The 15323-nt window shown below is 44.0% G+C and carries 15 protein-coding genes and 1 pseudogene; 6 read left to right on the top strand and 10 right to left on the bottom strand.

Going from position 1 to position 15323, the window contains the following annotated elements:
- Positions 1-31: 31 nt before the first annotated feature.
- Positions 32-457: pseudogene (locus FN815_RS19165) on the top strand (secondary thiamine-phosphate synthase enzyme YjbQ).
- Between the two features lie 24 nt (positions 458-481).
- Here FN815_RS19165 and FN815_RS12510 read toward each other — a convergent pair.
- The 9 genes from FN815_RS12510 to FN815_RS12470 all read right to left on the bottom strand — a co-directional run bounded on the left by FN815_RS12510 (position 482) and on the right by FN815_RS12470 (position 6578).
- The gene (locus FN815_RS12510; RefSeq protein WP_142454976.1) at positions 482-991 is read right to left on the bottom strand and encodes a hydrolase; all 510 of its coding nucleotides are present in this window, start codon (positions 989-991) and stop codon (positions 482-484) included.
- Positions 992-1257: 266 nt separating this feature from the next.
- Positions 1258-1806 (bottom strand): tetratricopeptide repeat protein, encoded by a 549-nt coding sequence (locus FN815_RS12505; protein WP_142454975.1) that lies wholly within the window; start codon positions 1804-1806, stop codon positions 1258-1260.
- A 15-nt stretch (positions 1807-1821) separates the two neighbouring features.
- The gene (locus tag FN815_RS12500) at positions 1822-2010 is read right to left on the bottom strand and encodes a hypothetical protein (RefSeq protein WP_142454974.1); all 189 of its coding nucleotides are present in this window, start codon (positions 2008-2010) and stop codon (positions 1822-1824) included.
- 5 nt (positions 2011-2015) lie between these two features.
- Positions 2016-2657 (bottom strand): deoxynucleoside kinase, encoded by a 642-nt coding sequence (locus FN815_RS12495; RefSeq protein ID WP_142454973.1) that lies wholly within the window; start codon positions 2655-2657, stop codon positions 2016-2018.
- 3 nt (positions 2658-2660) lie between these two features.
- Positions 2661-3149: a 2-amino-4-hydroxy-6-hydroxymethyldihydropteridine diphosphokinase gene (gene folK / locus FN815_RS12490; protein WP_142454972.1), complete on the bottom strand. Its 489-nt coding sequence runs from the start codon at positions 3147-3149 to the stop codon at positions 2661-2663.
- Positions 3134-3496 (bottom strand): dihydroneopterin aldolase, encoded by a 363-nt coding sequence (gene folB / locus FN815_RS12485; protein WP_142454971.1) that lies wholly within the window; start codon positions 3494-3496, stop codon positions 3134-3136. Before folB ends, folK begins: the two co-directional genes overlap by 16 nt.
- 5 nt (positions 3497-3501) lie before the next feature.
- Positions 3502-4947 (bottom strand): chromosomal replication initiator protein DnaA, encoded by a 1446-nt coding sequence (gene dnaA / locus FN815_RS12480; RefSeq protein ID WP_142454970.1) that lies wholly within the window; start codon positions 4945-4947, stop codon positions 3502-3504.
- A gap of 380 nt (positions 4948-5327) precedes the next feature.
- Positions 5328-6188, bottom strand: a complete 861-nt coding sequence (gene prmC, locus FN815_RS12475) for a peptide chain release factor N(5)-glutamine methyltransferase (RefSeq protein WP_142454969.1) — start codon at positions 6186-6188, stop codon at positions 5328-5330.
- Between the two features lie 3 nt (positions 6189-6191).
- The gene (locus FN815_RS12470; protein WP_142454968.1) at positions 6192-6578 is read right to left on the bottom strand and encodes a hypothetical protein; all 387 of its coding nucleotides are present in this window, start codon (positions 6576-6578) and stop codon (positions 6192-6194) included.
- A gap of 157 nt (positions 6579-6735) precedes the next feature.
- Here FN815_RS12470 and FN815_RS12465 point away from each other — a divergent pair, with 157 nt between their 5' ends.
- Positions 6736-7545 carry a hypothetical protein gene (locus FN815_RS12465; protein WP_142454967.1) on the top strand — a complete coding sequence of 270 codons (810 nt, stop codon included), beginning with the start codon at positions 6736-6738 and terminating at the stop codon, positions 7543-7545.
- A gap of 78 nt (positions 7546-7623) precedes the next feature.
- Here the strand turns inward: FN815_RS12465 and FN815_RS12460 are convergent, their stop codons facing one another.
- A complete protein-coding gene (locus FN815_RS12460) occupies positions 7624-8325 on the bottom strand; it encodes an HAD family hydrolase (RefSeq protein ID WP_142454966.1) in 702 nt (233 codons plus the stop codon).
- Positions 8326-8548: 223 nt separating this feature from the next.
- On the opposite strand from FN815_RS12460, the gene eno reads away from it, so the two are divergent.
- The 4 genes from eno to FN815_RS12440 all read left to right on the top strand — a co-directional run bounded on the left by eno (position 8549) and on the right by FN815_RS12440 (position 15308).
- The gene (gene eno / locus FN815_RS12455; RefSeq protein ID WP_142454965.1) at positions 8549-9835 is read left to right on the top strand and encodes a phosphopyruvate hydratase; all 1287 of its coding nucleotides are present in this window, start codon (positions 8549-8551) and stop codon (positions 9833-9835) included.
- Positions 9836-10038: 203 nt separating this feature from the next.
- Positions 10039-13599, top strand: a complete 3561-nt coding sequence (locus FN815_RS12450; RefSeq protein ID WP_142454964.1) for a CotH family protein — start codon at positions 10039-10041, stop codon at positions 13597-13599.
- Between the two features lie 285 nt (positions 13600-13884).
- On the top strand, positions 13885-15018 hold the full coding sequence (gene recF / locus FN815_RS12445) for a DNA replication/repair protein RecF (RefSeq protein ID WP_142454963.1): 1134 nt from the start codon (positions 13885-13887) through the stop codon (positions 15016-15018).
- On the top strand, positions 15015-15308 hold the full coding sequence (locus FN815_RS12440) for a DciA family protein (protein ID WP_142454962.1): 294 nt from the start codon (positions 15015-15017) through the stop codon (positions 15306-15308). Before recF ends, FN815_RS12440 begins: the two co-directional genes overlap by 4 nt.
- The last annotated feature ends 15 nt before the right edge of the window (positions 15309-15323 follow it).

Genomic DNA, 15323 nt, shown 5'->3' with positions numbered 1-15323 from the left:
AACGATAACTGCAAACTGATCACTGTAACCCATGTGGCATCAAAAAGAAATTTCGTTATCTCCAAAATCCCGCGGATATCATATCATCACCGATGAGATTCTGCGGGAAATCCCGGAAATCAAAAATATAAAAACCGGATTGGCCCATATTTTTATACAGCACACCAGCGCCGGGCTCACCATAAATGAAAATGCCGACCCTTCCGTACGGCGAGATTTTGAATCCCACTTCAGCCGTGCAGTTCCTGAAGATACCTCACTCTATTAGCACACACTGGAGGGTACCGATGACATGACCTCTCACATCAAAAGCTCTATTCTCGGCTCCTCCGTAAGCATTCCGATCACCAACGGACGCTTTAACCTGGGAACCTGGCAAGGAGTATACCTGTGCGAACACCGCAATCGCGGAGGTTCCCGCCGGCTGGTGGTTACGTTGAATGGAGAAACGGAATAATATGAGGTATAGAAGAAACGGTTACTATTCTACTTCTGCTACACCAACCACGTAATTTTTGCCGTAGTACTTGGCACATTTAGGACAAGTTGTATAAAAGAAATAGGGTTTTTTGAATGTTTTTCCCTTTTCCTCTACAACACTTTGCAGATCGCGCATCCATTTTTTAGCATTTCTGTAAGGTCCCTCAAATACTTTGGTGATATAATCCCCGCTGAGTTCGGTCATTTGCTGTCCTTTCACATCTTTGGTGACTGCAAATAAATGTTCAGATTTCCAGGGGGATACATCATTGGACAAAATAATGACTTCCTTATCATTAAAAGCTTTGCCTTCTTCAATAGCTTTCATCGTTTTTGTGAACACCGATCCCATATTCAATGGAATATGCAGAAAGCTGCGGGTAGTGGCTTTCACAAACCGTTTGTGATCAAAGTGAAGATCCTGCCCATCCCACCCTTCCGCTTTAAACCGAGGACAGCATCCGGTGGGATTATCGCTCATATCATAAATTGGCAAGGCATTTGTTTTCATGGCGAGCTCCTTGTTGGTGGAAAGTTTAGTGCACATGCTCTGATAAGAAGCGCCCGCCATCATTATCGCTTCTGAAGAATCGATGACAGACGCAGGTATCAGTTTATCGTGCTACAATAAACCCACATAAGCAATACTGAAAAGACAGTATTTTACTTTCCGCCAACCGGTTACCAACCTGATCGTTTGGGTGCTATGATTATTTCACCCACATAGAACTGAAGCAAACTTCAACATTCAATGTTGAATGTTCTTTGCTCAATGTTCTACTCTTCCTCAAGCTGGCGTTGGGCGTATTCGTTATCCGGATCAATTTTCAGGGCTTGCTCGTAGTAGGTACGGGCTTTATCGGGCTGACCGCCTTTTTGAATCATGTCTCCCATAAGGATCCAGTTCTCGGCATCTTTGGGATCATTTTTGATACGATTAATCAGGTAAGGAATCGCATCCTGTCCGCGATCGGTCATCAGCATTAACAGCACTTTGTTACGGTGTGCGGCTGAGCTGTCGTTAACTTCAATCGCTTTATCAAAATCTTCTTCGGCTTCATCCAGCTTTTCGAGCTGCATACGAATGTTACCCCGCAGGTTGTAATACGCCGCATTTTCTTCAGAAGTCAACTCAAGAGCTTTTTCGATAGCTTTCTGGCTATGGTCAAACTGGTTCAGTTGTTGCATAACCAAGGCTTCCAGGTAAAAAGCCTCATGCGACTCGGGATACTCCTTTTGTAGCTCACGGGCTACGTCTAAGGCATAGTCAATGTCCTTTTCTTGTAAAAGTTCAAATCCCTTGTTTAGTTTCTCTTCAAAATTCATGGAGTATGTTGGTCTTTACTTTTCGTTATTAGAAAGGTCTTCGTATTCAGCTTCTTCGATTTCGTCGAAATTCTTACCGCGGTTGCCCGGTTTGTAATTAAAAGGATTAAACTGGCTGTTCCGCTTCTTGGAAGGTAAGAACAATCGATTGATATATCTTACCAAAAAGAAAAATATTACAATAAAAAATAAAAACTTAAGCATGATGCTCAGGGTGCAATGTGAATATGGGTATTGGTGTGTACCGGCTTTTCAAATATTTGTTCTTCAATGTACAGCAGATGGTCTTTATTGTTTACAAAATCCATCTCGGTAGCATTCAGTATAATCAACGGCGCCCTGTTGTAGTGGTAAAAAAAGTGGTTATACGCGTCGTTAAGTTCTTTCAAATATTCCGGGGTGATGTTCCGCTCGTAATCCCGTCCCCTTTGTTCAATATTTTCCATCAGGCGATCCACCGACGACTGTATAAAAATAATCAAATCCGGCTGAGCCGCAATACCTGTCATGATATTAAAGATATTATCATACAGTGCCATCTCGTCGGAATCCAAATTCAGGCGCGCGAAAATGCGGTCCTTATCAAAAATATAATCCGAAATAGTGAGCTCGTGGAATAAATCCTGGCTCATCATGTTTTGCTGCTGCTTAAACCGGCTAGCCAAAAATGCCAGTTGGGTTTGAAAAGCATAGCGCTCCCGGTCTTCATAAAATTTGGGGAGAAAAGGGTTGTCCTCGAATTCCTCGAGAACGAGCCGTGCATTTCGCCGTTCAGCAAGTAACCTGGCCAGCGAGGTTTTACCGGCTCCAATCACGCCTTCTATGGCAATAAAATCAAAATTATTGGGCATCAGTCACCAATTCAGGGTTGTTTTGGCAATTTCCAAATCCGGGGCCTGCCTGATGAGTTCATCCACAGTTTGAGCGGAAACCGGGTCTTTCCAATTTGGAAAAACATCCTTTAGCGGCAATAGCACAAACAAACGCCGGGTGTATTCTTGATGGGGAATGATAAGGCTATCTGTTTCAATGACCAAGCGATCCCAGGCAATAATATCCAAATCTATAGTTCGGGCCGTCCATTTGGGATATCGGGAAGGCCGGCCTTGCCTCCGTTCCTGTTCTTTCAGCTGTTCAAACAGTTCTTGCGGTTTTTTTTCTGTTTCGATAACAGCTACGGCATTTAAAAATTCCTGTTCGGATGGCCCCACCGGTTCGGAGCGATAAATCGCAGATTTCCTGATGTTTTCTTCAGAGATTTCCTCCAAAAAGCTTGCTGCTTCTTTTAGCTGTTGATGCGGATCATTGAGATTGGAACCCAGAGCTATTACGACCTGGGCCATGACATCCTCGCCTCAGTATACTCGGTTTGGGTTGATAATGGTGGACCAAGTTTACGCACCCGAACCTCAAATGAATCGATATTGGCCAACTTCGTTTCAATAGCAGAGCCAATCTTATAGCAAAGGTGCTCAATCAGATCCACTGATTCACCAGCTAGTACCTCCTTAGCAATATCATGTATTTTGGTATAGTCAATAGCATACGACAGCTTATCTGACGAGGCGGGCGCGGTAAGATCCGTTTTTAGAATGACATCAACCTCAAAATCATTGCCCTCACTTTTTTCATGCGCATGTACCCCGTGATAACCACGAAATTGCATACCTTTTATAGTGAGGGTGTCCATTGTACTTACAGGCTGGCTACTTCAATGCGTTGATGTAACTCTTCTACCATCTTTTTGTGCTTGGGACTGGTAGAAATACGCTCTTCCACCGTAGAAATAGCGTGAATTACAGTAGAGTGATCACGTCCGCCAAAATGAAGTCCGATCGTTTTAAGGCTTGATTTGGTGAATTTTTTGGAAAGATACATCGCAATTTGCCGGGCTTCTACTATCTCTTGCTTCCTGGTTTTCTCACGTACTTTGTTGGTATCGATACCAAAGTAATCACACACATAATTTTGAATAGATTCGATAGAAATCTGTGTGTTTGATTCTTTCACCATGTCCTTAAGCACACGCTTGGCCATTGCCAGATCAATGTCATCTATATTCTGCAAAGAAGCATGAGCCAGCAGCTTAATGATGGCCCCTTCCAAATCACGTACATTTGATTTGAAATTGTGAGCGATGAACTCAATGATCTGCGGATCAATCTCGATACCGTTATCGTTGGCCTTCCGTTCAAGGATTGCATAACGGGTCTCGTATTCCGGCATTTTAAGATCGGCACTTAGTCCCCAGCCAAATCGGGAAATCAGGCGTTCTTCGATATCAGGTACGTCTTTGGGTGCACGGTCACTGCTTAAAATAATTTGCTTTCCGTCTTGATGCAGGGCATTAAAGATGTGGAAAAACTCTTCCTGGGTTTTTTCTTTACCACTGAAGAATTGAATATCATCTACCATCAACACATCAATATTGCGGTAAAACATGGAGAATTCACTGGCCCGGTTATTCCGGATGGCATGCACAAACTCATTAGTGAAAGCTTCAGAAGAAATATAGAGTACCGATTTCTCATCGCCATACTTCTCCTTAATCTTATTCCCGATGCTTTGCACCAGGTGCGTTTTCCCCAAACCGGTAGGTCCGTAAACAAAAAACGGGTTAAAAGAATTACTTCCCGGATTGTCGGCAATAGCCATGGCTGCTGAACGTGCCAGCCGATTACAGTCGCCTTCTATAAAACGTTCGAATACGTAATTGGTATTAAGATTAGAGTCAATCTTGGTCTTGCGGATACCCGGTATCACAAAAGGATTCTCAATACGCTCGGGCTGAGACTCAGGATAACCGTTGGTTTCCTGTGGTTGCACAGGTCCCATAGGACGCTGCGGCATACGCACCGAACGATTGTTTTCAAATTGATCCGATTTCTCCATTACTATGGAGTATTCCAGTTTACCCTCAGGCCCCAATACTTTTGCCAGCGTTGAACGCAGCATATTATAGTAGTGCTCTTCCAGCCATTCGTACCAGAACTGGCTGGGTACTTGTATGGTGAGTGTACCATTCTGTAAGGATACCGGCTTTATTGGCTCGAACCAGGATTTATACTTCTGATAGCTAATATTGTCTTTTATAATATCGAGACATTCATCCCAAGCTGATTCAACCGATAGATCGTGCAATTTTACAATTCCCCCTCAGGTGTAAAATTTAGTGTTTTAAGTCCATTTCATCGCCAGTTATCCACACGTTGGCAAAGTGGTGCTGGCTTCGTTCCGCTGAGAAAATGGCAATTTATTCCACACTTGTCAAACCCATTAACAAGGGTTATCAAAAAGTTATCCACATTCCTCAAATACCTGTAAACCACTGACAGACAGTGAGATATGATTTTTCCCGGAAAAGTATAAAATTTCACTTGACACCGCTTAACAATGCCGTAACACTCAATTAACCTAAATCATAAATGCATGATAGGTGGGATAAATTTTTTTCCACAAGTTTTCCACATTTTACCTGTGAATTATTTTGGGAGACTAAACGCAAAAATTTTTGGGTAAAATCAAGCCTTTTTTGCTATTAAAAAACGGAGCTTATCGCTATAGTCTTCTTTTAATTCCGCCTTCCAATTTCGCGTTAAAAATAAATCAAGTACTTCCTTCGCATGGTCTTCATGCAGCTCAAGATAAACCACTCCCTCTGGCTGCAATTTTTCGCTGCATAATTTTTCGAGAGCCCCATACATTTTTTCCGTTGACTCACAGAATAGTGCCGACTCCGGTTCGTACTCTTTTACTTCTTTGTCCAGCCCCTCTTTTTCATCGTTAAGTATATAAGGTGGGTTTGAAACGATGATATTGAAGCGGTTATCAGAAAAAGCCTTAGGAACAAATAAATCATCTTTGGCAAAATGCACTTCAGCCTCATTATACTCTGCATTTATTTTAGCTTGCTGAAGGGCTTCCTCAGAAATATCAGAAGCATAAACCTCCCAGGATTCCCGTGCCTTTTTTAGTGCAACCGGGATACAACCGGAACCAGTACCTACATCCAGTACTTTTTTGGGTTCTTCCTGATTGTATTCATTTAAGATGAGCTCTACCAGCTGCTCGGTCTCCTGCCGGGGAATTAATACTCCCGGTTTCACTTTCACTTTGATGTGATGGAAATCCGTTTCACCGGTAATGTATTGCAGTGGCTCATGAGCAGCCCGGCGTTTAACCATTGGGCGCAGCAAATCCAATTCGTCAGAAGATAAGGGACGATCGTATGACAGGTACAAATCAAGGCGCTTGATGTCCAGAACATCCGCCAACAACCACTCTATACTAAAGCGGGGTGACTTTACTTGTCTTTCCTCAAAATATTCGGTTGCCCATTCCAGCATGCTCAAAACCGTCCAAATGGAAGGAGTTTGAGGCATCTGTTATTCTTCCTCTGAAGGTTTGGGTGGCTTTTCTTCCTGAAGGGTCAGGCCGTGGCGCTTCGCAAAATCCAGAATAAAATCAATGATGTTGGATTCTACATTTCGCTCTTCCGAAAGCGAACTTCCACGAAATCCCATTCTTCCGCCGGTTTTCTTGAGCACAATTTTATTGTGCTTACCTAAACTCTCAACAATACAAGTAAGGGTTACACTCGAATTTATCTGTTTCTCGTATTCCTCGTACACCGCTACGTAAATTGTTTCTTTACTCTCCTCAGGTGAATACTCATAGAGAAACTTGGGAGCATGTTCTTTGAACATTTTGGATGACATCCTGCGTAGCGTTGCAGTTGGGCCAAATACGAAATAAGTTGTATGTGAATTCATGCTTTATAGCTTGAATTGATTATTTTTGGTGGAATTTTATTTATCAAAAATTTGTGCTGAAAATAACAGGATATTGCTTTAAGGCAATAAGAAAAAGCAGAAAAATTCGTTGAACAGTACAAATTCCGTCCATATACACGTATAAAGCCCTTTTTGAATGAAAAAATTGATTTTTATTTCCCTTGTCTTCACCCTGTTATTGTCAGGAGAGCAGGTATTTGCCCAGTTTGGTGAGCCCGATGTTCAGGAAAAAGAGAACCCGCGCAGCCTTTATGACGAAGGATACCGAACCGGCTTTGGTTTCAACCCTTTTCTAAATGATTTTGGATTTGGCGCGGGAGGTCAGTTTCGTTTTGGCCTCAACCAATATACCGAAGCCATTGCTACACTCAGAATCTCAGCTCTGAAAGATCCAACCGAACAAACTTTTATTGATTTTCTAGGCTACCGCACGATCCCCGACAAATATCAGCGGGTTGTTTCCGTACCACTTTTCATTGGTCTTAAGCAAAGGTTCTTTGCCCAACAGATTTCTGATAACTTCCGGGTCTTTGGCACCATTAGTGGCGGACCTGTTTTTGCCTGGTCTTACGCCTACTTCAACGATGCCAACAACAATCAATTCAGAGAGAACGACCGTTTCTTATACAGAAATTACATTGAACCGGTATACGATGTGTTTTCCGGCTGGAAAGAGTCTAAAACTCACTGGGGCTATGGTGGCGAAGTGGGTATCGGTATAGACTTTGGCGACAATTTCGCTAACCTCTCCACCGTACAGTTTGGCTACACCATGAACTACTTTGCCAAAGGCATACAGGTACTGCAACCCCGGGAAGCAGATCTCACTCCTGGCGGCCAACCCCAGTATGATGACAACGATAATCTCATTACAGTTGAAGCCAATGGCCGCCGCAGCTATTTCGGCACTGCACAGATAAGTTTCGTATTTGGCTGGATGTGGTAAATAGTTTTTAGGTTTGAGTTTTTAGGTGTTAGTTATCGAAATAGTAACTCAACACTCCTCACCCAAACTAATCACTCCTTAAGAGGTAGTTACCTCAGCAAACCATTCTTTGGGATTCGCCAAACTGTCGATAATAACATCGGGGCCATGTTCTGCCAGCTCCTGGCGATCATAGCGACCTGTTGTCACGGCGACGCATTTCATTCCTGCATTCTTTGCACACTGAACATCTCTGGGAGTATCCCCGATAATTAGAAAACGAGAGGGTTCGGGGGTGAAGTCATAGAGTTCCTTTACTTTATCTATGGCTAATTGCGGCAACTTATTTCGGTCTTTTTCGAATTCACCAAAAGCACCAAAGGTAAAATCACGGTCGATATCAGCAGCTTCCAGTTTTATGTCTGCAGCCTGCGAGTAATTACCTGTTAACAGTCCGCAAATGAAATCCCCTTCAAAAAAGAACTCGAGGGCTTCATCAATATCGTCATGCCGTGTCACTTGTTCTCTTTCTTTCAAGAGCACGTTTTGCATGTAGTGCAGGTACCTGACTTTGTATTCCTGGTACAGCTCCTCGTCATAATCATGGTTCACCAAAAAGGAAGTAAAGATATCATGATCGGTGCGTCCTGAGAAGGAATCGGTTTCCATATCGGGATAATCAATATCCAGTTCATCCAAAATTCTGCGAAGATGACCGCGGTTGTATTTGCTGTTTACTTTCAGGAGGGTTCCGTCGATATCAAAAAGGATAACCCACGGATGGGGTTTTTGATTCTGCAAGATGAATGAGTTTTTATGAAAAATTTACCAGGTCAAATACTTCCACAGAGTCATTATTTAGGACGGTTGTGAGAAATTGACCCTAAATTAATATGGATTGCCTAAAATTTAATACAATCTTCAACAAAGTTACGAAACTTCACGTGAAATGGCTTTAAGTACATGTTAAATCGCAGTACCTTTGAGGCAATACTTATCACTAACAAATCGGAGAATTTTACAAATGAGTTTTATTGAAGACGTTCATGCAAGACAGGTGATCGACTCGCGCGGTAACCCCACGGTTGAAGTGGATGTAACTTTGGAAAGCGGAGCCGTTGGCCGGGCTGCTGTTCCTTCCGGTGCCTCTACCGGAGAGCACGAAGCCGTTGAATTACGGGACGGTGACAAAGATTATTTTCTGGGTAAAAGCGTGCGTAAAGCCGTTGAAAATGTAAATACTATTATCGCTGAAGAATTTCGCGGATTATCTGGATTTGGCCAGGTAGATTTAGACGATCTGTTACTGGAACTGGACGGCACTCCAAACAAAGCTAAGTTGGGAGCCAACGCTATTCTTGGAGTTTCCATAGCTACTGCTAAAGCAGCGGCTGAAGAATTGGGCATGCCGCTTTGGAGATACATCGGCGGCGTTAACGCTAAAGTTATGCCACTGCCCATGATGAATATCATCAATGGTGGCTCGCATGCCGATAATAGTGTAGATTTTCAGGAATTCATGATTATGCCAGCTGGTGCAAAGTCTTTTAGTCAGGCTTTACAAATCGGCGCCGAGGTATTCCACAATCTCAAAAAGGTACTTTCCGATAAAGGATACAGCACAGCTGTAGGTGATGAAGGTGGCTTTGCTCCTAACCTGAAATCAAATGACGAAGCCGTTGAAGTAATTCTGAAAGCCGTTGAAAAAGCAGGCTATACTCCTGAAGAAGACGTGCTGATTGCTCTCGACCCGGCTGCTTCCGAGTTTTACAATGCTGACACCGGACTGTATGAATTCAAATGGAGTGACGGTTCTAAAAAAGATACCGATGCCATGGCTGAATTCTGGAGTAAATGGGCCGACCAATATCCCATTATTTCCATTGAAGACGGTCTGGATGAAAACGACTGGGATGCCTGGAAAAAACTGACTGACGCCATCGGCGACAAAGTACAGCTGGTAGGTGATGACTTGTTTGTGACCAACACCGAGCGTTTGGCTACCGGAATTGAGCGCGGCATTGCCAACTCTATCCTGATTAAAGTGAACCAAATAGGTACCATCACCGAAACACTGGATGCCATCGAAATGGCACACAAAAACGGCTATACGGCTGTAATTTCTCACCGTTCTGGTGAAACCGAAGATGTAACTATTGCCGACCTGGCTGTGGCTACCAACGCCGGACAAATCAAAACCGGTTCAATGAGCCGTACCGACCGTATTGCCAAATACAATCAATTATTGCGCATTGAAGAGCAACTGGGAGATTCCGCCTTGTTCCTCGGCAAAGACGCTTTTGGACTGTAAATAACATTTCATAGCAACCACCCTCTAAGCCGCTGGTCTTTTGTAAAGGCCCGCGGCTTTTTAATAGCTTCTGTTTTCCTGTTTACTTACCCTGTTGCCGGCCTTAATCTTAAAGCGCTATTTCCTTTTTCTATTGAACTTAATTTGATATACATTGCTGGTACCTAACCACTCAATCACTTTATGTACAGGGTACTCACTCAATGAAGAAATCAATTTTTCACAGCATACCTTTGCTTTGCCTTTCTTTTTCACTGCTTTTTTTTCTCATCTCACCGGTAAATGGACAAGTAGTTATCAACGAGCTGGTATCCAGCAACCAGGAAGGCCTACCGGATGAAGACGGCGACTTCCCCGACTGGATTGAACTGTATAATGCCGGAGATGAACCGGTAGACCTTACTGGCTTTGGCATCTCTGACGATCCTGAGGACCCTTTTCAATGGGAATTCCCCGAAACGGAACTGGCTGCCGGTGGTTATTACCTCCTTTTTGCCTCGGATAAAAATCACGAAGGCTTTACCGCCTATTGGGAAACCGTTGTAAGGCAAGGTGATAGTATCCGCTATCACTCCCCTTCTTCACTTTTAACGCCGGAATGGGTTCAACCAGATTTCAATGACAGCGCCTGGGGAGAAGGCACTTACGGCATTGGCTATGGTGACGGAGACGATGCCACGGAAACTAATATTCGTACCGTCTCCGTATTCACCCGAAGCTTCTTCAACCTCGAAGACCCGGAGAATGTTAAGCGCATGCTGCTTCATATTGACTTCGACGATGGCTACATCGCCTATTTGAACGGTGAAGAAATTTCGCGGGAAAACATGAACGGTTCGGCTTCTAATAACACCGCCACCACCGATTCTGAAGCTTTATTATATCAAGGCCAGTCATTATCGCCTATACCCTTGCATGAGTTCACCTACTTGTTGAAAGAGGGCAAAAACGTGTTGGCCATACAGGTCCACAATGTAACCCAAAGTTCCTCTGATTTAAGCCTCATCCCATTTCTTAGTATTGGCAGAACAGTAAATCCTGAAGAAACACGAGGAGTAGCGAATGAAACCAACCTGGAACTCACTCAACTCACTTATCCACATACCAACTTTAAATTAAGTTCCGATGGGGAAACCGTCGTTCTTACACATCCGGATGAAACCGTCGTGGATTCTGTCAGTTATCCGCCCTTAAATCCAGATGAATCTTATGGACGTTCAACCGATGATCCCGAAAATTGGGTAATCTTTACCGAAACAACCCCCATGGAGGCCAACAGTGCCGATGGTTTTGCTGAACGCCTTACGGTGCCTCCGCTTACTAATACCGGCGGGTTTTATAATGGAAGCGTAAGTGTTGGTTTTGCAAATTCTAGCTCGGATAATATTTACTACACTACCGATGGAAGCGTTCCCGGTAAGTCTGACCTGGTGTTTTCACCTCCCTACACTTTTGATGAAACCACCGTGCTCCGCCTGCGAGCCATTCAAAATGGAAGGCTTTCCTCAGATGTTGAAACTTACACTTACTTTGTAGATGTACAGCACGAATTGCCTGTTATTTCAATGGTAGCCGAACCTGATTTATGGGAAAGCGATGAGCGTGGAATTTATGTGAGGGGCACCAATGGTATTACAGGAAACTGCGAGAACTTCCCTGCTAACTGGAACCAGGATTGGGAAATTCCAGCTCATATGGAGTTTTATGAAAAGAACCAAAGCCTTGGTTTCAGCTCTAACATTGGCACCAAAATATTTGGTGGGTGCAGCCGACAGAACCCCCAAAAATCCTTGTCTGTTTTCTTTCGGGGCAATTACGGAAATCCGGAACTGCAATACAAGCTTTTTGAAGAGAAAGACATTGACACCTTCCAGGCTTTCATACTAAGAAACGGCGGTAACGATTTTGGTGGAGCCCATCTTCGCGATGCCATGATGACTACACTGATCGAAGATCATACCAAATTGGATTACCAAGCTTATCAGCCAGTAGTCATGTATAGAAATGGTGAGTATTGGGGTATCCATAACGTCCGTGAAAAGATTAATGAACATTTCGTGGCTTCCAATCACAATGTAGATTCTGACGATATCGATCTTATCGAGAATAACGGCCAAATAAAGCACGGCGAAAGCGATGCCTATAATGCCATGATAGAAGCCTTTGGAAACGCTGATATGGAAACTGAAGCCGGCTATCAGTCGGTACTACAATACGTGGATGTGGAAAGCTTTATTGACTACCAGGTTTCTGAGATATTTTTCGCCAACCAGGATTGGCCCGGCAACAATGTGCGCTACTGGAGAGAACGCAGGGATGGTGCTAAATTCCGATGGATTATTTATGATACCGACTTTGGATTTAACCTGTATGGCAACCGTCCACCGGAAGAAGAAATGATGAACTTTGCTACCGATGGTTCCCATACAGACCCAGATTATTGGCCCAACCCGGCGTGGTCAACTTATATGTTTCGGAAATTGCTGGAGAATGAATCTTTTCAGCATGCTTTTGTAAATCGTTTCGCGGATTTGCTCAACACCACTTTTTCGGCAGACCATATTGTAAGTGTGATAGATTCATTGGCCCAGCGGATTGAACCGGAAATCGGGGCGCATCAAAGTCGCTGGAATCGCTCGGTTGGAAACTGGGAAAATCAGATCAACGTACTGAAGAATTTTGGGGAAAACCGGCAGGGATACATAGCCTCTCAAGTCATTAACTATTTTGATATTGAGGCTCGAAACCCAGTAACCGTAGAAGCAAGTGCCGGAGGTCAGGTACAGGTAAACCGAGTTATACCGGATAGCTATCCCTGGACTGGTGAGTATTTTGGCGGCTTACCGGTTACCATTAGTGCTCTCCCCGCTCCCGGTTACCGCTTTACCGGCTGGAGTGGAAGCTCAAGTTCAACAAGCCGAGACATCACAATACAAGCGGAAGACCGACCTGACCTGACGGCTACTTTCGAAGAACTGCCAACAGAAACTTCCGAAATCGTCATCAATGAAATCATGTATAATGCGCCGGATGAGGAAGATCCGGAAGACTGGATTGAACTGTACAATCCCAACGACTTTGCCATGAATATAGGTGGCTGGACCATAAAGGACGATGATGATGAACACACTTTCATCCTCCCCGAAAATACTCTGATTGCTGAAACCGGCTACCTGGTAATCTCTCAAAACCTTGGAGCTTTTCAGGAAATCTACGGTTCCCGAAATAACGTTATTGGCTCTATGGATTTTGGACTTGGTGGTGGTGGCGACCAGGTGCGTGTGTATGATCAAAACGGAATACTCGTTGATTCCCTGGAATATACAGATGAAGCTCCCTGGCCCCTGGAAGCAGATGGCGGAGGCTATTCACTGGAACTGACCGATCCCTCCTCAGACAACGCACTTGCCGAAAACTGGGCGGCATCCGTAAAAGCAGGAGGAACGCCCGGCTCCGAGAACAGGATTGCCACTTCATCCGAAGAAGAACTTGCCCTACCCTCAGCTATTGCTTTGGAGCAGAATTATCCAAACCCCTTTAATCCCAATACAAACATTACCTACCACTTGAAGGAAAACTCTTTGGTTAGCCTGGATGTGTTTGATGTACTGGGAAGAAAAGTGGCCACTTTGGTAAACGGAAGGCAATCTGCAGGAACACATCACGCAAGCTTTGATGCGGGCAATCTGGCATCCGGGGTGTATATGTATCGCCTGCAAGCAGGAGAAACCGTTCTTATTAAGAAAATGCTGCTCGCTAAATAGTTTTAGAGTATCAGGAAATAAGGGTTATATCTGCTTATTGCAGGATTTTTCAAAAAATTTTGTAAGGAATGGCTTTGAAGCTGCTCTTACTTAGTGTGATAGTAGCTTTTCAGCCGCTCTCCTTTTTTAAGGGAGCGGCTTTTTTTTGTGAATTTTCAGCCTGAGCTTTTACCTAAATTTTTTCTTTATCAATGACTGATTACAATCAACAAGATTTTCTCTATCAATCTTTATCCAACGCCAAATCTATCTGCTTAAAAGTCACAGAATGCGTACCATAGGCCCATGCTAAACACCTATACCGATCTTCGGAATTTTCGAAATCACATAGAAACCCGTGTGGAATGGGCCCCTCACCTGAATGTAATCACCGGGCCCAATGGCTCAGGCAAAACAAGCCTAATTGACGCCATTCATTATTTATGCATGTCGCGCAGTTTTGTGTCTAATTCTGATATGTATGTGGTCAATCAGGATGAAAGTTATTTTATGATAAAAGGGCATTTCGAGGGGCAAATCCGCTCGGAGTTTGAGGTGTCGTGTTCCTATTCCCGTGGGGATGGAAAAAAGATTTTTGTAAACGACTCCCCTCTGGAACGTCTTTCCGACCTCATTGGGATGGTGCCGGTCGTAACCCTCACCCCCGATGATAAAAAGCTGACCCTTGAGGGCCCCGCTGAGCGCCGATCTTATATCGATTCCTTCATCAGCCAAATATCCCCAAAATACCTGCGTGATCTCATTGACTATCGCCGCATCCGCAAACAACGGAATTCACTGCTTCAGGAGTACCGGGGACCTGTTTCAGTTTTGGAAGCTTACCTGGAACCCTGGAATGTGCAGCTGGTTGAAACGGGGGCACGCATTGTAGCCAAACGGCACAGCGTGCTTGAAAATCTCAAGGATTACCTGGATAAAGATTATGCGATGATATCGGGCATGGAGCTGACGGCAGGACTGGAATATCAAACTTTCTGCGAACCTACCAGTGATGTGGAAGCCATCGAAAAGGAATATTACCGACAGCTGGAGGAGGCTCAGCCCAAGGAAATTGACCGGGAGATCACAACTATTGGTCCCCACCGGGATGAAGTGGTTTTTCTCCTGGATGATTTTGAATTGCGTCGATATGGCTCTCAGGGTCAACACCGGCTTTTTGCCCTGTCGCTGAAAATGGCTCAACTGCATTATTACTCGGATGAACTGGACGACTTACCCATCCTGATGCTGGACGATGTTTTTGGTGATTTGGACCTTAATAAAACCGAAATTTTGCTGGATGCTCTGCAACAACATCACGGCCAAATATTTATCACATCCGCCAATCCGGTTCCTTTTGAAAATTATGTTACCTTTGATGGTACCGACAACCGATTCTATAAAGTAGAAAAAGGAACCGTAACCGAAGTTTCGCCATGAGATTTGATACTCCACAGTCATTGAGTTCTGTTCTGCAAGATTTTCTCGACAAATTTCCCCAAAAAAGAAAATTGCGTCAGGGTATGGTTCTGTCCGCATTTGAAGAAGTGGTGGGCAAGCGTATTGCCCAGGAAGCCGAAGACTTGCATTTTGAGGGCAACAAACTGGTTATGAAAGTCAAAAATCCATCCTGGCGACACGAAATTCATGCGAATCGTTTCAGTATTGCAAAACGATTAAATAGCAAAGTTAAAAGTGATGTCGTAGGCGATATTGTTGTACGCAGCTAATTGACTAAGCAACCC

Origin of the sequence: Gracilimonas mengyeensis, from assembly GCF_900182705.1 — a bacterium.
GTDB lineage: Bacteria > Bacteroidota > Rhodothermia > Balneolales > Balneolaceae > Gracilimonas > Gracilimonas mengyeensis.
The sequence above is the reverse complement of the archived record's forward strand: the minus strand, read 5'-3'. Positions and strand labels throughout refer to the sequence as shown.

Bases quoted from the DNA above. Each gene is read 5' to 3' on its own strand.
- FN815_RS12510 (WP_142454976.1), bottom strand. From the start codon at position 991: ATGAAAACAAATGCCTTGCCAATTTATGATATGAGCGATAATCCCACC.
- folK (WP_142454972.1), bottom strand. From the start codon at position 3,149: ATGGCCCAGGTCGTAATAGCTCTGGGTTCCAATCTCAATGATCCGCAT.
- prmC (WP_142454969.1), bottom strand. From the start codon at position 6,188: ATGCCTCAAACTCCTTCCATTTGGACGGTTTTGAGCATGCTGGAATGG.
- FN815_RS12470 (WP_142454968.1), bottom strand. From the start codon at position 6,578: ATGAATTCACATACAACTTATTTCGTATTTGGCCCAACTGCAACGCTA.
- eno (WP_142454965.1), top strand. From the start codon at position 8,549: ATGAGTTTTATTGAAGACGTTCATGCAAGACAGGTGATCGACTCGCGC.
- FN815_RS12500 (WP_142454974.1), bottom strand. From the start codon at position 2,010: ATGCTTAAGTTTTTATTTTTTATTGTAATATTTTTCTTTTTGGTAAGA.
- FN815_RS12440 (WP_142454962.1), top strand. From the start codon at position 15,015: ATGAGATTTGATACTCCACAGTCATTGAGTTCTGTTCTGCAAGATTTT.
- FN815_RS12450 (WP_142454964.1), top strand. From the start codon at position 10,039: ATGAAGAAATCAATTTTTCACAGCATACCTTTGCTTTGCCTTTCTTTT.
- recF (WP_142454963.1), top strand. From the start codon at position 13,885: ATGCTAAACACCTATACCGATCTTCGGAATTTTCGAAATCACATAGAA.
- FN815_RS12465 (WP_142454967.1), top strand. From the start codon at position 6,736: ATGAAAAAATTGATTTTTATTTCCCTTGTCTTCACCCTGTTATTGTCA.
- FN815_RS12495 (WP_142454973.1), bottom strand. From the start codon at position 2,657: ATGCCCAATAATTTTGATTTTATTGCCATAGAAGGCGTGATTGGAGCC.
- FN815_RS12505 (WP_142454975.1), bottom strand. From the start codon at position 1,806: ATGAATTTTGAAGAGAAACTAAACAAGGGATTTGAACTTTTACAAGAA.
- folB (WP_142454971.1), bottom strand. From the start codon at position 3,496: ATGGACACCCTCACTATAAAAGGTATGCAATTTCGTGGTTATCACGGG.